Origin of the sequence: Gimesia panareensis (genome assembly GCF_007748155.1) — a bacterium.
Classification (GTDB): domain Bacteria; phylum Planctomycetota; class Planctomycetia; order Planctomycetales; family Planctomycetaceae; genus Gimesia; species Gimesia panareensis.
Genome location: NZ_CP037421.1, coordinates 5652548 through 5673106, shown reverse-complemented (window position 1 = coordinate 5673106; position 20559 = coordinate 5652548). Strand labels below are relative to the sequence as shown.

The window sequence follows — 20559 nt, the reverse complement described above, 5'->3', positions numbered from 1 at the left end:
CCGGATTGCTGCGAAAAATAGAGCCTTCTGCTATAATCTCCCGCTTCTTTCTGCCCGGCTGCTGTCAGCGGGATTGAGTCTTGAACTGCTGCCCCGACAGCCGGTTATCAAAAGTTTGCTTTTTTTTCGAACTTGAGTTCAAGAAATAGTGTCAAAATTCCTTTCCGGTCAACCGATATTGTGAATTTACGGATTTCTCTTATAAGTGAGGTGTTTCAGTGTCAGTAACGGGACATGCCAGTAGTCAGGAAACGATTGCCCTCTTCGACAAGTATGTGATCCCCAATTATGGTCGTTACCCCATCAGTCTGGTACGCGGCGAGGGGAGCTATGTCTGGGACGCTGAAGGCAACCGCTACCTCGACCTGTTTCCCGGCTGGGGCTGTAACATCCTGGGCTATTGTCCCGAACCGGTCGTCTCTGCGATTCAGGACCAGGTTTCCCGGCTGATTCATGTTCCCAATACCTGGTACACCGAAGCCCAGGGACGCTTTGCTGAATTCCTCTGTACCCGGAGTTTCGGGAAAGCCTTCTTCTGCAACAGTGGTGCGGAAGCCAACGAAGGCGCACTCAAGCTGGCCCGCCTGCACTATGATGGTAAACGGCCCAAGATCATCACCTGCGAAAACGGTTTCCACGGGCGAACCTTCGCTGCCGTCACCGCGACGGCCCAGCCCAAGTATCACGCCGGTCTGGGACCGCTGGTCGCCGGGTTCCGCTATGCCCCCTTTAATGACCTGGAAGCGATCGCCAGCCTCGTCGACGATGAGACCTGTGCCATCATGGTCGAGCCGGTGCAGGGCGAAGGGGGCGTCAACGTTCCCGATCAGGACTATCTCGCCGGTCTGCGGAAGATCGCCGACGAAGCGAACTGCCTGCTGATCTTTGACGAAGTGCAGACCAGCATGGGCCGCACCGGAACCTGGTTCGGATATCAGCAGTGGAACGTACAGCCGGATATCATGACGATGGCCAAAGGGATCGCCGGCGGTGTTGCTGCCGGAGCTCTGATTGCCACTGATGAAGTCGCCCCCAGCCTGCGGCCCGGCATGCATGCCAGCACCTTCGGGGGCAATCCCCTGGCGATGGCAGCTGGTCTCGCGACCGGTCAGATGATCGAAGATCAGAACCTGCTGGACAACTGCCAGGCCATGTCGAATAAGTTCCAGCAGTTCTTTGAACAACTCCAGGATGAGCTGCCCATCATCCGTGAGGTCCGCGTCAAAGGCATGATGATCGGCGTCGATCTTAATATCCCCTCTGCACCCGCCGTCGGAAAATGTATGGAACGCGGTCTGTTGATCAACGCGACGCACGATACCGTCGTCCGCCTGCTGCCGGCTCTGAACGTCACTGCCGAACAGGTCGAAGAAGGCTGCGAACTGATCGCGACTGTCCTGCGGGAAATGGCCGAAGAAGCATAACGCCAGCGGCCCCTGTCACTGAAATCATTGGATTATTCACACATTCCTGTTCGAGTCTTATTTAAGAAGCGAACAGGAATTCCTGTTTTTAACATGTCATTAATTGAGAGCGTCCATGAGGCATTTAGTCACTTTAAACGACCTGGAATCGTCCGAAATTACTGAGATCTTTGCTCTGGCTCAGGAGCTGAAAGACAAGCGGAAGCAGGGGGAACGTCCTCAACTGCTGCAGGGATATACCATGACTCAGTTGTTTGAAAAACCCTCTCTCCGCACCCGCCTCAGTTTTGAGTCGGCCATGTGGGAACTGGGCGGCGGTTCCAGCTTCTTCACCTGCAAGGAAGCGGGCCTCGATGGTCGGGAATCGATCGAAGATGTCGCCCGGGTGATCGGTCGTTTTTCCGATGTGATTACCATGCGAACCTTCTCTCACGAACTGATCGAACAGTTCTCCCGGAATGCAGGAACCCCTGTAATCAATGCGTTGTCTGATCTGAGCCATCCCTGCCAGGCGTTGACCGACCTGTTTACGATGCAGGAACTGCTCGGCGATCTGACCCAACAGAAACTGGTCTACGTGGGAGACGGAAATAACGTCGCTTATTCTCTGGCCAACTGTTGTGCCAAACTGAATGTGCCATTTGTCGTCTCTTCTCCGGAAGGTTTTGAACTCTGCTCCGACCTGGTGGCAACGATCAAGAAAACTTATCCTTCCGTGCAATTAGAGTTGGAAGCGGATCCTCAGAAGGCGGTCGCTGATGCCACGGTAATCTACACCGATGTCTGGGCCAGCATGGGACAGGAAGCTGAAACCGAAAAACGCAAGCAGATCTTCGCCGCCTATCAGGTGACCGAAAGCCTGATGGCAGCTGCCGGGAAACAGTGTCGCTTCATGCACTGTCTGCCCGCCAAGCGGGGACTGGAAGTGACGGACGAAGTCGTCGACTGTGACCAGAGCATCGTCTTCGACCAGGCGGAGAACCGCAAGCACCTGGCGAAAGGCCTTTTGGTCTGGCTGTTACAACAGTCATCCTGAATGGTCTTGAAACGATTTCCCACCCCGGTCCTGAACAACCGGGGTTTTCTTTTGCGCACTCTCCTGACAGGTTCAGGTGCAGAAACTGGACTTGAACCGCTCGCGCCGTCAGCGAAACTGCGTGTTATGCGTCGCGCGCGCGAGCACGGTACCCGGTATGAACCTGACAGATCTGCTCCTGTGAATCTGCTCCCCATAAAAACCTCTGGTTTGACGCGAATTTTGATCGTTCCCTTTTTCACCGGTTCCCGTTGAGCACTGATTTGCCTGCCAGAAAAGACCGTTTTTGGACACGAATTGACACAGAAATACGCATAACAGACCGGAAATGACCAGTTTTTACCGCGCGTCCCGCATATAAATTCGTTCGCGTTGACCGGAGACGTAAAGCGAGGCGCTTCCATTCTTCTTGGAGAAACGGAACGGACTGAAAACGGAGACGCTAACAGCAACATGAGAAATCTCCTGGCCTGACCGGAAACAGCGGGTTTGAACACGCATTGTATCCGATCGCCGCGAAAGACCTGGAGATAAACTGTTCTCAGTAGTGGACGTTGCGCCTCAGTCTGAAGCTGCAGGCTACTTGTTGAAGACCTGATTGACGACGTCTTTGTAGAAGACATTGAACATCAGCCATGCCATCAGCAGCGTGAGAATCAGGTTCAGGGATTGACCGCAGACATACAGAATCAGCGGCTTGCCCCCTTTGAGGAACTTGGCCAGTTCGCGGAAGTTGGTTTCCAGGCCGATACTGACAAAGGCCAGACAGAAGAACCAGCCGCGGAACACCTTGGACGATTCTTTCGTCATTGCCGGTATGACGGAGTCCCCTCCGGGAAGCGTCACGTACAAGAGCGAGAAGATGGCAGAAGCCGCAATGAAGCCCAGCACGAACTTGGGAAAGCGGTACCAGATTTCCCAGGCATCCGGTTTAATGCCCGATTCCTTCCCTTCCACGCAACTGACCCAGTAGACGGCCACGCCAAATGCGGTCACGCCGATGAGAATATTCTGAATCATCTTGATGGTCACAGCGGCCTGTTCTGCTTCCGGTCCCAGCATATTACCGGCGGCAGCGACCGCCCCGGTGGCATCGATGGTTCCGCCCATCCAGGCACCCCCCAGGATCGGGTCCATGCCCACTGCTTTAATCACAGCCGGCAACGCAATCATCATGAACACCGTAAAGGTCAGCGACAGTCCGATGGCAAACGAAAGCTCTTCCTTTTTCGCCTTACAGGAAGCAGCCGTAGCAATCGCAGCCGACACACCGCAGACCGACATATCCGCCGAGATCACCATGTTCAGCGAACGGGATTCCATCTTCAGGAATTTCTGCCCGAAAAAGTAAGTACTGATCAGTACGACCGGCGTCACGACCCAGGCCACATAGATACCGGGCAGACCCAGAATCAACAGGCGGTTCAGCAGTACGCCGGCACCCATAATCACCAGGCCCGACTTGATATAAAGTTCCGTTTTGAGGGCCGGCTTGATCCACTCCGGCGTACCAATCGTGTTACTGATGATCAAACCGATCATCAGGGCCCACAGCGCATACTCCAGGTTATAACTTTTGACCACCGCCTGCCCGGTCAGAATATAGGCCAGTGTGGCCAGTAGAAATACCGCCACAAAACCAACGGCAAACGGAACTGTTTTCTGGCCCATGACAGTCACCCCGATCGAAAATACGATCAGACTGACCGCAAAGACCACGCCGATGGGCAGCAGCAGGCTTGACTTCTCAGCGGGAAACAGCGAGTCCAGCGGATTATCCTTCCAGGAGCCCGGCTTGGCCAGCCAGGGTTTCAATGGACTGTGCACGCTCACTTTTTCGCCGGCCGCTTCCGCTGTCTTAACCTGCTCGGCAAAATCGGCTGGCAGCGAAAAATACATTGCCAGAAAGCAGATCACCAGCAGAGATCCACCAATCCAGATCGCCCACCAGTCTTCAGCGGTTTTCATTTCAGACCAGATCGGGCGTCGGGGAGCCGCGACGACGATATCATCATTCTGTTCGGGCTCAGGAGCGGAGGGAGTATCTTGCATGGTGGATCTCGGTGTCAGGTAAAACGGTTGTATCTGAATGAGCGGAACGGCGCTAGCCGCCGGTAAGGAGCTTTCGATTACCGGTGGCTAGCGCCATGCCGCTCAGATTGATAAAAAACAGAGTCATTGAAACGTACGGGCAGAGCCCGTTCGCAGACAGATTGATACCTTACAATAAAACTCAGGAATCGGAAAGCGTTGATGCGTTTCCTGAACTCAATTTCGCTTCAGGAGTTTCGGTCACCCACGCAGGCCAGAGGACCTCTAGTCTGTTTTTGTACTCCTGGTGGAAACCATCGCCTGTTTCGTGGGGGGCTTATTGGTGGGAGAGTCATCAACCGCTTCTTTGAGTGCACTCAACAGAGTGGACTGCGTGTACACGTCGCGGATGATGATTGGTTTGTTGGGGCGATTGGCGGGGAAGATCACCGTCAGGGGAATGCTGATGCTTTCAAACTTATCCAGCCATTCTTTGATCGCCGGCGATTCGTCAGTGTAGTCCGCGTACATCGGGACGACGTCGTATTTCTTGACCATTTCCAGTGTCTCTGGAGTATTCAACGCAAATTTCTCGTTGCTCTTACAGCTCAGGCACCATTCTGCTGAGAAATCAATCAGTACCGTGCGATTTTCCGAACGGAGTTTCTTCAGTTCCTGGGCATTAAAGGGGACCCAGGGCAGGTCGTTAGTTGATTTCTGACTCATGTTATAGCCGAAGTAGCAGATTCCGGCAGTGAGCAGCAGGGCCATAACCCGTACGGTCATCTTCAGCCGCATCGGGGAACTGTGCGAATACAGACTGCCGATCATCCACAGGCCGGTGGTAATCCCCAGCAGCATGATCAGCACGGGAATGGTCAGTGATTCATCCAGGAACGAAATGATAAAGATCACCGCGCCCATCAGCACGATGCCGGAAAATTCTTTAAACCGCACCATCCACATGCCTGGCTTGGGCAGTAATTTGATTGCATTCGGGAAGACACTGAAAACGAGATAAGGTGAAGCCATCCCCAGTCCCATCACCAGCCAGACCAGGTAAGTGATTTGAGGAGTCTGTTGGACGGACCAGGCCAGCACCGGTCCCAGGAACGGACCGCTGCAGGGGGTTGCCAGCAGGGTCGCCAGGATCCCGGTCAGGAACGCACCGGTCAATCCTTCTTTCTGCTGCCCGCCTGCAGCAGAACCGACCATGCCCGGCACCGGAATTTCAAAGACGCCCAGCATGCTCAGGCCCATTGCATAGACGATGCAGGCCATGATGATATTGAATTTCGTACTCTGGAACAGCCCGCCCCAGCCCAAACCCGCAAAGACCGCCAGCGAGGCCAGGCTCAAAAAGACGCACAGCACTCCCAGTGAATAGAATATGTTTAACAGGAAAATCCGCATCCGGCTTTCGCCTGCCTGCTGCACAAAACTCATGACTTTGATCGCCACCACCGGCAGTACGCAGGGCATCACGTTCAGAATCAGACCGCCCAGGAAGGCAAAAAACAGAACGGAACCAAGGCTGCGGTTCGATTCTTCAGAGCTGATGATAATCTCATCGTCGTCTGCACTGTCGCTGTTGAGTTCTGCCAGCGAGGACATCGCCACCGGCTGGGCGTTGGTAATATCTCCCAGCTGGAATTCGATCGGCATTGGACGCCGACAGCTTCCCTTGTTGCAGATCTGGTACGTCAGTTTTCCTTCCAGGCCAATCTCTTTCGCTTCCGGCAGACGTTCGAACTGACGCGTCCAGGTAACTTCGTTGTAGTGGGTCCGCTGATGAATATCGTCGTGGGTCTCTTCTTCGGGTTCCGGATTCGCCGTGAACTGTCTGGAGACCGGTTTCAAACCTTCCAGCTTGAAGATTTCAATGTGAGTCGGCAGGCCCGCCTGGGTCTTATCCTGATCGAGAGCAAAGGTGTGGAACTCCGGATCGTTCAGCTTCATCGTGATTTTCAGATCCACGAGCTTTTCGGGATTGGCAGCGGACGGCTCCAGTTCAAAATTCAATGAAAGCGGATCAGGGACTTTACGCCGTTCCGGTACGATGGTGAGCGACAGCGGAGCGCTCTCCTGCTTGCCGGAAAGCGTCTCGGTAAAAGCAAACTGGGAAGGGACACAGTTTTTTGCATCGCAGACCTGGTAGAGCATCTGTCCTTTGATCAGTACCTGGCTCGGATCCTTGACGTCGGCATTGACTTTGAACCGTCGCGTCCAGATCACGCTTTTGGTGTATTTTTCGATCTCTTTGCCAAACAGCGGTTCGAAGACCGTCTTGGGAGGATGGTCGGCGTTGAAGTGTTGATCAACGGCGGTCAAGCCTTTCGCTTCCTCGATGACAAACTTGGTCGCGCCCCCGAAGGTCGGGTTGGTGGAGTAAGAGTAAGATCCCTCGGGGATCAGCATCGTCAGCGAGAGGGTCACCGTATCGCCGGCTTTCGCATCCTGCGGCAACAGGCTGACGCTGACTTCCGCTTTCGCTGCGCTCTGATTGGTTGTACCTGCCTGTTTTTGGCCAAACAGATCGGGCAGAGATGGTTTCTGAGCGGGCAGGGTCTGGGAAAGACAGAGCAGGGAGGCGAGGATGGTCAGGCAGGAGACGATGGCGATATTGCGGCGGGGAGTTTTCAACATGAAACCCTTCCAGAAAACTCGGTAATAAGACGTAATGTTTATCGATCCTGAATGGACAGGAAGTCGACACCAGACGAGCACGCCAACAAGCGTGCGAGTCAATTCAGGTCTGACAAAACACTAACGGTTCGGTGAGCCTGTTTGTTAAATTATACAACGTATAGAATGATATCGGTGACAGGGCTGATTTCTTCTGTGAAGTAAGTTACAAAACCTTGCCGTTTCTTACGGATTTTAGATTTTTGAGTCAACACTGACAATCGATTACCAGATCCGCACACTTTGACTCTGATTCTGGTAAACTGGGAAGAGTCATCCCGCTGTGATTGAACAACTTCTTGTGTACCAATATCTTAACCCATCAACGTGAATTGATCAATTGGCGCTCCGTATCAATGAAACAATATCTGCTGACATCTGGAATTCTACTGATCCTGCTGGTGGGTTTTACCAAGGGTGAGGAACCGCTGGTCGCTCCCAAACCAGCGAAACCTTTGAAGCAGATTGACTTTAGGGCCCCTGTTCCTTACGGATTAAAGCCGGTGGAATATGGTACGGGGCCTCTGACAGATCCGGTGACTCAGCTCAACGAACAGTTGGCGCGACAAAAACGGGAACTCAAATTCGATCCGGACTGGGGTTATCTGCGTGACGTACTGCGACAGTTGGAGATTCCCGAGTCATCCCAATTGATGGTCTATTCCAAGACGGCCCTCAATCCCCGCATTATCAATCCGGAAAATCCTCGGGTCGTCTATTTTAATGACGATGTCTACCTGGGTTGGGTGCCCGGGGCGAAGTCGATGGAACTGGCCTCCCTCGACCCAGTGCGGGGAACGATCTTCTATGAACTGAAACTCGAAGCGACTGCCCGGCCCCGGTTTGTCCGTTCGGAACGCTGTCTGGCCTGTCACGCCGGCGATTCCAGTTCTCGAGTGCCAGGGTTGCTCGTTCGCTCGTTTGTGACCGATGACCACGGACGCCCGATCTCCGGCTATTCACAGATCACCCACGACAAACCGCTGGAAAAACGCTGGGGCGGCTGGTACGTCACCGGCACTCATGGTGAGATGACGCATCTGGGGAATCTGTTTGGCAGAGAGACGATTGCCGAATCCAAGACGAATCCGGCGTTGCGCACCAATCTGACACACGTCGACCAGTTTTTCGATACCAGCAAATACCTCAATCCCCACTCCGATCTGGTGGCACACCTGATTCTGGACCACCAGGTGCAGGCCCATAATCTGATCACCCGCGTGAGCATGGAACATCAACTGGGGCTGGAATCGGACGCCCGACAGAGACTCGTGCGGTATCTGCTCTTTCTGGATGAAGCCCGGTTAACGGCTCCCGTAAAAGGCACCACCGATTATCAAAGCTGGTTCTCCGGGCAGGGCAAACGGGATTCCCGGGGACGTTCACTGAAGGACTTCGATCTGAAAACCCGGCTGTTCCAGTATCGTCTGAGTTACCTGATCTACACCGACAGTTTCAATCAAATGCCCGCAGCCGTACGGACTCGGGTCCTTCAGGATATCTATGAATTCCTGAACGCAGACGCTGCGACTCTGGTGAAGGAGTGGGACGTCGATCCAGAGAACTTCCCCCACCCGGAACGGACGGCCATCCTGCAAATTGTTGCAGAAACGCTCCAGCCGCTTCCCGATTTCTGGAAAACTTCCCCTGCCCAGAAGCCGTAATCCACGTAAGAGCATTGAGGCTCTGTTCAGCGGGGATTGCTTTGAACCGTTGGCAGGCACTATGATACTGCCGAGGAATAAAACATCATTCAGACCTGGCATTGGCTGATTTCTGGTTCAGTGATCGGGATCTTTTGAGAATTCAAACCACAAACCAAATGAGGCACAATGCGGTTTTCTGATACACGACGCCCCGCCAGACGAACTGGATATCGACTCGGAGTAGGGTTCATCTGTGTGTTGGCGGGAGCACAATCACTCTTCGCACAGACAAAGCCCACCGGCAGTTTCCCGGGACTCAAGGTTCCGGAAGGATTTCGCGCGACACTCTTCGCCGATGATCATCTGGCACACGATATCTATTGCATGACCGTCGATTCACTGGGACGCGTTGTCGTTTCCGGTCCCGGTTATGTGCGCATCCTCATCGACAGCGATCAGGATGGCGTGGCCGACTCATTCAAACAGTACGCCGACGGGCCTGCCAGCGGCGCCCAGGGGATGTACTTCCTGGGACGCGATCTGCTCTGCACCGGAGACGCCGGCCTGATCCGTTATCGCGATCAGGATGCGGACGACCGCGCCGACGGCAAGCCGGATGTCTTCCTGAAAACCCGCACCGGCGGCGAACACAATACGCATTCCATTCAGAAGGGACCGGATGGCTGGTGGTATCTGCTGCTCGGTAACACCGCGGGCATCGATGAAAAATATATCACGCTCGATCACTCACCCGTCAGGAAACCCTATGCCGGCACGCTGATGCGGCTGACTCCCGATCTCACCAAAGGAGAAGTCCGCGCCGACGGTTTCCGCAACGCTTATGATTTTACCTTTTCAGCGAACGGCGATGTCTTCACCTATGACAGCGATGGTGAGCGGGATATTTCGCTTCCCTGGTACCGGCCCACGCGAGTCTTTCATGTGCTCCCCGGTTCCAATGCCGGCTGGCGGAGTCGCAGCTGGAAACGCCCGGATACGTTTTTAGACATGCCTCCCGCGGTCGCTGCCTTTCATCGAGGCTCGCCCACCGGAGTCACCTGCTATCGGCACCGCAGTTTTCCCGCTGCATATCAGGGCGCTCTGTTCACAGCGGACTGGACTTTCGGTCGTGTGCATGCGATTCCACTGGAGAACTATAACGGCAGCTATGCCAGCGAGCCGACCGAATTCATCACCGGAGTCGGGCAGTTCGGCTTTGCTCCCACTGATCTGGCCGTCGGTCCGGATGGCGCGCTCTATGTCAGCGTCGGAGGTCGCGGCACGCGAGGCAGTGTGTTCCGGATCGATTATGTCGGCCCGGTCGCGGCCCGAAAACCTGCGCTTGCTGACGATGCTGTGAACTCCAGCGAAGAGACCGTAAAAGCTCCCGCCGAACTCGATGCCTGCCTCTCTGCGCCCCAGCCGTTGAGCAGCTGGTCGAGAGAAAACTGGCTTCCCCTGGCGAAAGCACTCCAGCCGGAAGACTTCTATCGTGCAGCGCTCGACAGCAGCCGCCCGGATGAGCAGCGCGTGCGGGCGATTGAAATTGTCACCGAACAACACAGCGGTTTCCCGGATCGGATTGTCGAGCGTCTGATTCTGGACAAATCAGAGCGGGTGCGTGCCCGGCTGGCCTGGTCCCTGGCTTACCATGATCAACCGGCCCGGAAAGCCGAATGGCTGAATGTGCTGCTCAAAGATGAGTCCGACCTGGCGAACCGCTTTGCCCTGGAGAGCCTCCTGCAACTGGGGGATCAGATTGACCAGAGTGCGTGTCTGGAGGGATTACAGAAAAATCTGGGTGCGACGGCCCGTTATGTGCGCCAGACCGCAGCCCGAGCCGCAGCCACGTTGAGTGAGGAAGATTTCAAAACACTTTCATCACGGGTGGAACCGGATGAAGGTGCCGCGCTGATCACACTCGCCTATGCGTCGGTCATCAAACAGGGGGGCGGTGTCGTTCCACTGGCAGTGCGAACCGGGATCACCGTCTTCGAAGGCGATTACCAGACCGATCTGCGACTCGAAGCCCTGCGACTGATTCAACTGGGGCTCGGCGACTTGGGGCCGCCGACCAAAATGGCCGCGGTCTTTGATGGCTATGCCAACGGTGTCGATCTGAGCGAACACGAACGGCACCTGGACCCGATCCGCATTCGTTTAATGGATGCGTTCCCCAGCAGCCATGAGGTGCTCGACCATGAACTGGCTCGAGTATTGGCGATGCTCGCGCCTTACAATCCGAAGCTGCTGGATCGTATTCTGGCGAAAATTACTGCTGATTCTGATCCGGTAACCGATATTCATTATCTGATTGTATCCGCCCGCATCCCCAGTGACCGCAGCCGGGAACAGTCAAAGAAAATCGCCAGTGCCCTGGTGCACATCGACGAGAAACTGCTCAAGCTCAATCTCCCCCAGGATACGAACTGGGATGATCGTTTTAAGGAACTCTACACCCGGCTGGTCAAGATCGATGCCGACCTGCCCCGACAGATTGTGGAACAGCCGGACTTCGGTCTGCCGGGACACGTGCTGTTTCTCAGTCAACTGCCTCCGCAGTTTCTGGACAAAGCGATTGCCGCCTTCGAACGCAAGATAGAAGCCGATCCCGACTTTCAGTGGAACAGTGATGTGATCTTCGTCTTTGGTGAATCGACCAAGCCGGAACATCGGGAAATGATTCGCGACCTCTACGATGATTTTGCCCTCCAGCCGGCCGTGCTGGCGGTGCTTTCGGCTCAGCCTGAAGAACAGGATCGGGACAAATTCCTGAAAGGGCTGTCGTCGTCGCAGATTGAAGTCCTCGAGTCCTGTGTCTCGGCCCTGGAAAAACTGGCGCCGCCTGAGCAGCCCGACGAGACCGTGCGGCTGTTCGCCACCCTGCGTCGCCTGGGGCATGACAAACGCGAGAAAAATCTGCAGGCACGGATCATTCCGCTGCTGCAGAGCTGGACCGGTCAGCAGTTCGGTCCGATTGAGGATCTGGCAGATCCCGAAAAAGGCCGCGCCCTGATTCAGGCCTGGGAAGACTGGATCGCGAAGACCTGGCCCGACGTCTATCGAGCAGTGTTGCAGCAGGGAGGAGCTGAGACGGAAAAAATCAACGCCATGCTGGCTGACGTCGATTGGGAGACGGGCAGCAGGGAACGGGGCGAAGCCCTGTTCCGTAAACGCGCCTGTGTGCAGTGTCACGGAAACCGGAGTGCCCTGGGACCCGCATTAACCGGAGTGGCCCGGCGGTTTTCGCGAGACGACATCTTCACCGCGATTATCTCTCCCGACCGGGATGTCTCTCCCCGCTATCAGACGACGGTCATCGGCACGGTGGACGGCAAAGTCTATACCGGTCTGGTGGTTTACCGTTCGGTGGATGGGCTGACTCTCCGCGACTCGAATAACCAGACAACGCGCATTGAAGCGGATGAAATTGATTTTGAAAGCAAGAAAAATTCCTCACTCATGCCGAAAGGGCTGCTCAAGGATCTGACACCCCAGGACCTGGCTGACCTGAATGCCTATTTACAAAGTCTCTAAACCGGGTACCCTGTAGGCAGTAGAGATGACTGAGTGACCCGTTCTTCAGCAGGAGGCTTTGCTCGCGTGTCGACTTCTGATCCGAAACCAGCCAAAAAGAAACGAACCAGGACGCTGCCGCCTCCTTATAATGAGCTGGACGGCAAGCGCTGGATTCAGAATTCGATCAGCGTCTGGAGCGACATCCGTAAATCGACCGAGGAAGGCCGACTCAAACATCCCGCCATCTTCCCCGAAATGCTGGTCGAGCGCCTGATCGAAACCTTTCTGCCCCTGGATGGGGAGGTGATTCTCGATCCGTTTGCCGGCTCCGGCAGCACCGTGATCACGGCGGAAAAGATGGGGAAAACGGGCATTGGCGTGGAACTCTCTGCCGAATATGCCGAGATCGCCAGCCAGCGACTGACAGAACTCACGGAAACCAGGGACGAGACAAACACTGATCAGGCGCAGGGGACTCAGTCCCGCATCCTTCATGGTTCCGCGTTGCATCTTGCGGACTACGTGTCGCCGGGCAGTGTGGACCTCTGTATTACTTCGCCTCCCTACTGGAACGTATTGAATCAGAGACGTTCGGCCGACCATAAGGAGGTCAGGCATTATGGTAATCATGAACACGACCTGGGAGTTGTGGAAGATTACGAAGACTTCCTGCAGGAATTGTCACATGTCTTTCAAGGAGTGCAGACCGCACTCAGGCCCGGGGGGTATTGCTGTGTGATCGTCATGGATCTCCGCAAGAAAAGCCGCTTTTTCCCGTTTCACAGCGATCTGGCTGCCCGTCTGCAGGAGATCGGGATGATCTACGATGATCTGATCATCTGGAACCGTCAGGCTGAGTACAATAATCTCAGACCCCTGGGCTTCCCTTCTGTCTTTCGTGTGAATAAAGTCCACGAATTCATTCTGCTGATGCAAAAGCCGAAACAATAGTCTCGACAACCCGCCGTGCATTGGCATTCATCAGGTAGAGTCTGTATAACTCACATTTCAACTCTGGATTTCAACTAGGAACCTGATCTGACTTCTGTCATAATGAATGCGGAGAGTCCGGATTAAGCTCAACAATACAACGAGAGAAAGCCCATGCAAAATATCAATTCCATCCTGGTCGGAGTCGATCTGACTCACGCGGATCGCCTGGTGGCAGAGGAGTTAAACGAACAGACTGCCGAAGCGGTCGAACGGGCCGTCTGGCTGGCAGCCATGTTCAATGCCCGGCTCGAATTCTTTGCAGCCATGGATCTGTCGGCGCATACCAAGCACCTGCTGGAAGAGGATCGGGATCATCTGACGCACAACGTGGAAGACGAAGCCCACCAGGTGATGAGCAAGTTGATTGAACAGGCCAAAGAGCAGGGAGTCGAAAGTTCTTCCAAAGTTGCCTTCGGTCATCCGTGGCGGGAAATCATTCTCGAAGTGATCAACAACAAACACGACATGGTTCTGGTGGGAACACGTCCGCATGGATTTACCGGTCGCCTGTTTGGCGGCACCGTGATGAACCTCTTCCGTCAGTGTCCCTGTCCGGTGTTTGCCGTCAAGATTGATGAAGAACCCGAAGTTCCCGAAATCGTCATCGCCAGTGATCTGAGTGAAGTCAGTAGCGACATCCTCAATTTCATGGTTTCCTGCGCCCAGGTGGCCGACATGAAACTGCACCTGGTGCATGCCATCGATACGCGACTCGACGAACGACTTGCGGGGCTGGGCGTCAATGAAGAAACTCTGAAAAAGTGCACGGAAGACATCAAAACCGAAATCGAGAACGAACTCAACGAGCAGCTGGCGCAAACCGATTTTCGCACGCTGACTTACGGCGTCCAGGTGCATGTGCTCGAAGGTTCTCCCGAGGTCGCCATTCCCGCATTTATCGCCGAACGCAAAGTGCATCTGCTCGCCATGGGCACACTCGCCCGTTCCGGAATCAGCGGTTTCTTCATCGGCAATACCGCCGAACGGATGCTGGAAAAGGTCAACTGCTCCGTGCTGACATTCAAACCAGCCGATTTCGTTTCACCCGTCGTACCGGAGTAACTTCGACGAGCGAAAGTCTCGAAACGCATTTGAAAATTGAATCAGAACAGACATCGTTGATTTCGGTCCGCGATGTTTTTTTATGCCCCAAAGCAGTTGAGAGGGAGAGAAATATCGACCCGAAACGCAGCCTGAACTGACGAATCCGGAAGTCAGTTATTGACGTTCTCCAGTCAGACTCATCACAATGGAGTGCCAGGTAGTGTTTATTTATTAGTTTTCTGCGTGACCATGAAGTCGACAGCGTTAGCTCTGTCAGTATTCACCTTGGCCGAGGGTATGCTGTTACTCTTGTTAATAGATCTTCAACAGCAGAAAAGCAAAATTAGTCGCAGGGCGTTAGCCCCGGTTGAAACGACTTTAGTATAGACCATCCGAATTTAGAAACGCTACCTGAAACTTCGGATCCTTTTCAGAGAGGTGCGAGTATGGCAGACACGATTGACCAGTTCCTGGCAGAACATACTCAGCTGTCCCGACGTTACTTTTTAAAATGCGGCGTCGCAGGGGCAACCGGATTGACCGCGCTTAATCAACTGCAGGCGCAAGCACCAGGTCGGGATCCTGTGCTGCAACAGGCCATTGAGCGGCTGGAGACCAACCTCACCGTTCCGAAGTCATTTCGTGACGTTTCGCGGGGGAATCCCAAACCGCATACGTTGAGCGAAGAAAAACGGAAGCAGGTCGGTCTGACCCGCGATACCTGGTCGCTGGAAGTCATCAGCGATCCGGAGCACAAGGCGCGGCTGGGGAATCCGCTCACGAAAGAAAAAGGAAACGCCCTCGACTTTGAAACGCTGCTCAAGCTGGGGGAACAGCACGCGGTCCGGTTCTCCAAGGTGATGACCTGTCTGAATATCCGGGATCCGCTGGGGACGGGTATCTGGGAAGGCGTCCCCCTGCGTGAAATTCTCTGGCTGACGAAACCGCGCGATAATATCCGCCGCGTGTTTTTCAAAGGCTATCATAACGACGATCCGAAACAGATCTTTCAAAGCTCGCTCCCCATCGATCGTGTCCTGGAAGATCCCCCGGGACTGCCGCCGGTGATTCTCTGCTATAAGTTGAACGGCCAGTGGCTGACTCCCGAACGTGGTGCGCCCGTGCGAATGCTGGTTCCGGAATCATATGGCTTCAAAAATGTGAAATGGCTGACGCACGTTTATTTTTCGAATCTCTTTCACGCGAACGATACTTATGCGAAAGGGAACAATGACATCGACAGCACGCTGAAGACGTACGCGTCCACGCTTTCTTTCCCCAAAGAGGTCAAGCCACAGCAGCCGATTCCCATTACCGGCTATGCGCAGGCGGGAACCGCGGGGCTGGCGAAGGTTCAGGTCTGGATACAAAAGAATGGTGAGAGCTTTCCCCAGGATGATACTTACTTCACCACCGCACCCTGGGTCGATGCGGAAATCCTCTCAGCACCAGTGGCTGACCAGTGGGGCGGTGACTTGCCGGAAAACAGAATCCCATCCGATACCATCGGCTTCGACAACGGAACTGGAAAACCGGATGCCTGGCCCATGCCATTAATGAAAGCCCACTGGGCGATTCTCTTACCCGGCCTGCCGGCAGGGAAATACACACTTCGCTGCCGCACCATCGACGCCAACGGCAAAGCCCAACCCCTGCCGCGCCCCTTTAGGAAATCGGGACACGTGGCCATCGAGAAGAAGGACATTGTGGTGACGGGTTGAGTCACCACAATGAATTCGCAGTGATTCAGCCAACGAAAATGGAATCGATAATCAACATATAATTCACATTTTACAAATTCGGAAATAGAACTGACGATGCTGTTGTGCAGATGGTGTGAGGTGGTGTCTAATAGCGAATTATCACGTCTCTGAATTTCAATTCACTTTTCCCCGCTGAAAAAAAGTTTCATCTCAATCATTTCAGAAGCAGGATTAACCCATGCCCGTCTATCTGCTTACCGCTACGGATCAACACGGAAAACGGGACACGCATCGAGTGACGGCTGACAGTGCCCAGCAGGCCTGCAACGAATTTGAAGAGAACGGTTATAGCGATATCGTACTCCACAGCGATGACGTGTTTGCTGCGACGACCGACCTGTTCCCTGCCAATGACGATGTGGAAGAACATCTGACTGCAGCGGACCTGGTTCAGATGCAGCACCTCAGTGATTTCCAGCAGTTTTTGTTCACTTTGCGGCGTGCTTACTGGCAGTCGCGCTGGTTTTATCTGCTGGTCATTCTGGCCTTTGTCTACCGCTGGCATTACCAGCTCGGGTGGTTCGGTAATGTTGAAGAGCTGGACGCGATCGATCTGGGATTGCTGGTGGTCGTTTTATTACCGCTGGTCATCACTCTCTGGTACACTTATTTATCTCCTGCCCGGAAATACAAGCAGTTAATGCAGGCGTTTGCCTGGGGGCTCTGGGACGAAGTCATTGATCTTTGCCCTACCTTGCGCGGAAAAATCCCCGGTTTTGAACTGGCATGCCGCCATGCCGTGGCACTGGCAGCGGAGGGGAAATTCGAGGAAGGCATGGATATGATAGAACAGTTCGAAGAGATTCAGGATATCCCGCGCTGGATGTACCTGGGGAGACTCTCCGAACTATATGAGGTCGTTAAAGATGGTGAGCAGGTCATCGAATGTCATCGCCTGTCATACGAAGCCGCTCCCGACAATCCGACCGTTCAGCTGGACTATGCCTATGCACTGCTCAAATATCAGCAGAATCTGCCACTCGCGCAACAGCTCATGGCAGAGGCGGAGCAGCAGCACTTGAGCGAGTTATTGAAATTCATGCTCCCCTACCTCAAAGGCATTCTGGCTCTGAATCAGGGACGACCAAATGAGGCCGAAAAGTTGTTTCACGAGTGCCAGTCTCTCCTGTTGCCCATCTCGCACAGCGAGCCCATGCTGCAGCTGTTTGTTGATTTCAATCGAGGCTTCCTGGCGATTGCCCTGGCGGAACTGGGGGATCCCCGGGAAGCAGAGAAACTCTATCAACTGGTTGAACCCCGTCTGAAAGCGACGGACAGCACGCTGATTATGGAACGCTATGCCGCCGCGATGGCCCGTTGAAAAAGGAATTGAGAATGCAGAAAGTCATCAAACATAACAGCCTGCTGAACAAGCTGGTCTTAATTGGGGGATTTATTCTGCTCGCATTCGGAATCATTACCAATGGACTGGTGATGCTGTCCGGGGCCGTGCTGATTTCAGGAGCGATCATTGCAGAAAACCTGAACAGCCAGCTGGCTGCCCAGGTGATTCACTCCGATCAGGATCGAGATGAACGACTATCAGTATGAACCCTTGAAGTATCCCCTGGTCTGGCCTCCGCCAGGCTATCCAGCTCCTTCTCCGGAGAGCCGAGAAGCAAAATTCAGACGAATTCCACTCCTCGGCTGGTTTCCTTCATGGATACTGCGACACATTCGCTGGCGGAAGCATTATTATGAGATCCTGGAGCCCATCGCCGAAGAGATCGTTGAACAGCTTGAGGCTCGTCCACAGATTGCGGACTGGTCCAGTATCTCCTCTGGTTTTGCTACATCACGTCACCAGAAAATTGCAGAAATCATTTCTGATGCCATTTGTCTGGAAAAGGGGCTGGAAAATCCACCCCCACTACATCCTGAAGATCCTTCTTCACTGTTATTCTGGGGACCCTTCGATGATCTGACACCCTTAATTGTGGGAATGGAGATTCATAAGGAATTCAATTGCCATGTTCCACGTGATGTCCTCTTACTGGCATGGCAGCAGGACTGGTGCCTCAGGGAATTTATCGATTACTGTGTTCAATCTATGACGCAGGGTACAGACACAACGTGATCACTTTTTCTTTGGTTGTTCCTGGGCAGCGCGATGTGCTGCTTCCGCGTCAAACACTTCCTGCTTTTCTTTTTCCATTTCAGTCTGCACATCGGGAGTGATGTCGCCCGAATCCAGCGGCGCATCGGAGCCGCAGGCAGTAAACAGACAGGTAGTCACAAACAGTAGAACATAAGACATCAGTTTCACAGCAGTTTCCTTGGGTAGAGAACGATAAAGTAATATTGAATCAAGGGAGCCGCATCAGGGGAAAAATTCAAACAGGGCATCATCAGGCTCCGGGGGGGAAACCATCAGATGCCCTGCGCTCACGATGATGCAGGCAGAAACGCAGTCGATCTAAAACGCTGCGTTAGAAGTTTTCCAGGGGCTGTCGGTCATCGGTCAGACTGATCCGACGCATGACTTCCCCGTCGATGTTGTAGTTGATGAGCCGAACCGAACCATCCGCCAGGCAGGCATTCATGCCGCCGTCATGGGCTGAACCGAAGAACGGATGCCAGTTCGTCCAGGAGACGCCCCCCTTGTCAATCACGGCAACCGTGTCGGTTGGCGCTTTGACGTCGGGCAGGGGAGTCAGCCCGTATTCGACGCCGGCACTGGTTCTACCGGCACCGTGACGGACGATGTCTTCGTCCCAGCCGGCGTTCACCCAGGGTTCGTTGTCACCTCCGTCCAGACCGTGTCGATCGGGGTTCAGTGCTTTTTCCGCCACCATGATTGTGTTGGAAGCACCATCTTTAATATCGTTGATGCGCACTTCTTTGGAGTCCGTTCTGACGACGACGCCCCGTTTACCGATACTCAGCGTACTCGTGACGCCCCCCTCGCGCTGACCGCCGTTGCCGGCATAGTCGCTGCGGTAGTAACCACTGCCATAGGAAGTCACCTTGCGGCGACTGGGACAGTAATAGGCTTTCACACCTTTGCGACCTACCAGGGGATAGGTGCCGTTCGGGTCGGCATCGGTCCCTACATCGTAGATGGTGGATTGTTCCATGTAAGGCAGGATGTGGTAGAGCCAGCTCCAGCCTTCCCGGGCGGTGGCGTTACAGCAGGCATAAGATGAACCGGCACCGTCGCGGGCACCTGTCGGCAGACGATCGAAGACGTCATGGAAGTTGTGAAACGCGAGACCGATCTGTTTCAGATTGTTTTTACATTGGGTGCGGCGGGCCGCTTCACGGGCCTGTTGAACTGCGGGTAACAGCAGGGCAATTAAAATGGCGATGATGGCAATCACGACGAGCAGTTCAATCAGTGTGAATCCTTGACGTTTGGCAGCTTGACGTTGGTGCGTACCGGTAGCGGGGGTAGGAAATGGACGTAACGTCCTCATTTTCCAGTCTCCTTAAAGTGAGAAAGTCGTATGGAATGTAGAGCAGCGAATTAGTTTATCAAGGCGGGGTGTGCCGGTATGGGTCTTGTCTGACCTTAGGGAACAGGGCGCGGGAGCCCTTTCCTGATGCTGGACCGCATCCTAACTTTAGAGTGTTAATAAATCGTGAGCGAAGTATGAATACTTCTTCGATTTCGGCTGATGACGCTCTGCAGATCCGGCAGGGAAATGAGGGAAGCACTGTTACAGACAGTGAAAATTGGTACTGTCGTCTCAGGTATCCGTTGATATATCGTCCCACAGTTGATTCTGATAACCGATCAGCCAGTTCAGGGCATAGTGCCGTTCCATTACCACGCCTCCGTCCAGTTGAGCCGGGGCATCCTGCTGCTTCAACCGGGCATCGACGACCGCCCAGTGATAACGGTAAATCAGATCCGCTGCATCCAGGATTTCACTCTGGGGCCGTAGACTGGCCTGTTCGAGGAAGCCTTCTCGACCCAGATCGCGCAAGCAGGCGACAGCGGCCGGGACATCGCAGATCTGATCCGGTCGCGGGAGTTCATCAATGAATTCCAGTGCCCATAACAGCACCCAATAGGTTTCGTAACGCCAGGCAAACTGGACGCGCAGCATTTGATCGGGATCCGGATCGGCAATGAATTTCTTTTCGTCCGGCGAGAATGTATCGGCCAGCTGGAAATCATCCACCAGCCGTTCCACGATGTCCTGTTCCAGCCCTTCCCCTTTGACAGAAACGATACATAATGCCATCGCTCTCAGCGCGACCTCTTCCGTCGTCCGTCGCAGGGATTCGGCTTCTGTTTCTCTGAGGGGCAGATGATCGATAAAGGGAACCTGCTCCGCTTTGAGAATCGCGTGGGAGCGTTGCTTTCTGGCTTCCGCTTCCTGCGGTTCTGACTGATTTTCTGAGGGGCCCTGTTGCACAATCATGTTTTATCCCATGGTCAAGAAAAGGTTGGTGAATTTTCTCTCCGGTCA

General features: G+C 54.2%; 15 protein-coding genes. 10 read left to right on the top strand and 5 right to left on the bottom strand.

All coding sequences use genetic code 11. The features are described from left to right. Positions 1–218 precede the first annotated feature (218 nt). Positions 219–1424 carry an aspartate aminotransferase family protein gene (locus tag Enr10x_RS21215; protein WP_145112447.1) on the top strand — a complete coding sequence of 402 codons (1206 nt, stop codon included), beginning with the start codon at positions 219–221 and terminating at the stop codon, positions 1422–1424. A 115-nt stretch (positions 1425–1539) separates the two neighbouring features. Continuing rightward, positions 1540–2460, top strand: a complete 921-nt coding sequence (gene argF / locus Enr10x_RS21210) for an ornithine carbamoyltransferase (RefSeq protein ID WP_145112445.1) — start codon at positions 1540–1542, stop codon at positions 2458–2460. A gap of 579 nt (positions 2461–3039) precedes the next feature. Here argF and Enr10x_RS21205 read toward each other — a convergent pair. Next, on the bottom strand, positions 3040–4512 hold the full coding sequence (locus Enr10x_RS21205) for a YeiH family protein (protein ID WP_145112443.1): 1473 nt from the start codon (positions 4510–4512) through the stop codon (positions 3040–3042). Positions 4513–4776: 264 nt separating this feature from the next. Further along, positions 4777–7137, bottom strand: a complete 2361-nt coding sequence (locus Enr10x_RS21200) for a protein-disulfide reductase DsbD family protein (RefSeq protein WP_145451294.1) — start codon at positions 7135–7137, stop codon at positions 4777–4779. Positions 7138–7532: 395 nt separating this feature from the next. Here Enr10x_RS21200 and Enr10x_RS21195 point away from each other — a divergent pair, with 395 nt between their 5' ends. From Enr10x_RS21195 to Enr10x_RS21160, 8 genes are all read left to right on the top strand, one after another. Next, positions 7533–8840 carry a hypothetical protein gene (locus Enr10x_RS21195; RefSeq protein WP_145451293.1) on the top strand — a complete coding sequence of 436 codons (1308 nt, stop codon included), beginning with the start codon at positions 7533–7535 and terminating at the stop codon, positions 8838–8840. Positions 8841–9008: 168 nt separating this feature from the next. Next, positions 9009–12359, top strand: coding sequence for a PVC-type heme-binding CxxCH protein (locus tag Enr10x_RS21190; RefSeq protein WP_145112437.1), 3351 nt, complete (start codon positions 9009–9011; stop codon positions 12357–12359). Between the two features lie 66 nt (positions 12360–12425). Next, complete coding sequence (locus Enr10x_RS21185; RefSeq protein ID WP_145112435.1) at positions 12426–13292, top strand: site-specific DNA-methyltransferase; 867 nt, start codon at positions 12426–12428, stop codon at positions 13290–13292. A gap of 153 nt (positions 13293–13445) precedes the next feature. Next, complete coding sequence (locus Enr10x_RS21180) at positions 13446–14396, top strand: universal stress protein (protein ID WP_145112433.1); 951 nt, start codon at positions 13446–13448, stop codon at positions 14394–14396. A gap of 428 nt (positions 14397–14824) precedes the next feature. Next, complete coding sequence (locus Enr10x_RS21175) at positions 14825–16099, top strand: molybdopterin-dependent oxidoreductase (RefSeq protein WP_145451292.1); 1275 nt, start codon at positions 14825–14827, stop codon at positions 16097–16099. A gap of 220 nt (positions 16100–16319) precedes the next feature. After that, positions 16320–17462, top strand: coding sequence for a tetratricopeptide repeat protein (locus Enr10x_RS21170; RefSeq protein WP_145112429.1), 1143 nt, complete (start codon positions 16320–16322; stop codon positions 17460–17462). A gap of 14 nt (positions 17463–17476) precedes the next feature. Next, positions 17477–17692, top strand: coding sequence for a hypothetical protein (locus Enr10x_RS21165; protein WP_145112427.1), 216 nt, complete (start codon positions 17477–17479; stop codon positions 17690–17692). After that, entirely contained in the window at positions 17673–18218 is a 546-nt protein-coding gene (locus Enr10x_RS21160; RefSeq protein ID WP_145112425.1) for a hypothetical protein, read from the top strand. Before Enr10x_RS21165 ends, Enr10x_RS21160 begins: the two co-directional genes overlap by 20 nt. Here the strand turns inward: Enr10x_RS21160 and Enr10x_RS21155 are convergent, their stop codons facing one another. The 3 genes from Enr10x_RS21155 to Enr10x_RS21145 form a co-directional block, all read right to left on the bottom strand. Continuing rightward, complete coding sequence (locus tag Enr10x_RS21155; RefSeq protein ID WP_145112423.1) at positions 18219–18407, bottom strand: hypothetical protein; 189 nt, start codon at positions 18405–18407, stop codon at positions 18219–18221. 163 nt (positions 18408–18570) lie between these two features. Beyond that, the gene (locus Enr10x_RS21150; protein ID WP_145112421.1) at positions 18571–19557 is read right to left on the bottom strand and encodes a DUF1559 domain-containing protein; all 987 of its coding nucleotides are present in this window, start codon (positions 19555–19557) and stop codon (positions 18571–18573) included. Positions 19558–19830: 273 nt separating this feature from the next. Continuing rightward, a complete protein-coding gene (locus Enr10x_RS21145; RefSeq protein ID WP_145112419.1) occupies positions 19831–20511 on the bottom strand; it encodes a DUF4272 domain-containing protein in 681 nt (226 codons plus the stop codon). Positions 20512–20559 lie beyond the last annotated feature (48 nt).

Bases quoted from the DNA above. Each gene is read 5' to 3' on its own strand.
- Enr10x_RS21150 (WP_145112421.1), bottom strand. From the start codon at position 19,557: ATGAGGACGTTACGTCCATTTCCTACCCCCGCTACCGGTACGCACCAA.
- argF (WP_145112445.1), top strand. From the start codon at position 1,540: ATGAGGCATTTAGTCACTTTAAACGACCTGGAATCGTCCGAAATTACT.
- Enr10x_RS21175 (WP_145451292.1), top strand. From the start codon at position 14,825: ATGGCAGACACGATTGACCAGTTCCTGGCAGAACATACTCAGCTGTCC.
- Enr10x_RS21205 (WP_145112443.1), bottom strand. From the start codon at position 4,512: ATGCAAGATACTCCCTCCGCTCCTGAGCCCGAACAGAATGATGATATC.
- Enr10x_RS21170 (WP_145112429.1), top strand. From the start codon at position 16,320: ATGCCCGTCTATCTGCTTACCGCTACGGATCAACACGGAAAACGGGAC.
- Enr10x_RS21200 (WP_145451294.1), bottom strand. From the start codon at position 7,137: ATGTTGAAAACTCCCCGCCGCAATATCGCCATCGTCTCCTGCCTGACC.
- Enr10x_RS21165 (WP_145112427.1), top strand. From the start codon at position 17,477: ATGCAGAAAGTCATCAAACATAACAGCCTGCTGAACAAGCTGGTCTTA.
- Enr10x_RS21145 (WP_145112419.1), bottom strand. From the start codon at position 20,511: ATGATTGTGCAACAGGGCCCCTCAGAAAATCAGTCAGAACCGCAGGAA.
- Enr10x_RS21190 (WP_145112437.1), top strand. From the start codon at position 9,009: ATGCGGTTTTCTGATACACGACGCCCCGCCAGACGAACTGGATATCGA.
- Enr10x_RS21195 (WP_145451293.1), top strand. From the start codon at position 7,533: ATGAAACAATATCTGCTGACATCTGGAATTCTACTGATCCTGCTGGTG.
- Enr10x_RS21180 (WP_145112433.1), top strand. From the start codon at position 13,446: ATGCAAAATATCAATTCCATCCTGGTCGGAGTCGATCTGACTCACGCG.
- Enr10x_RS21160 (WP_145112425.1), top strand. From the start codon at position 17,673: ATGAACGACTATCAGTATGAACCCTTGAAGTATCCCCTGGTCTGGCCT.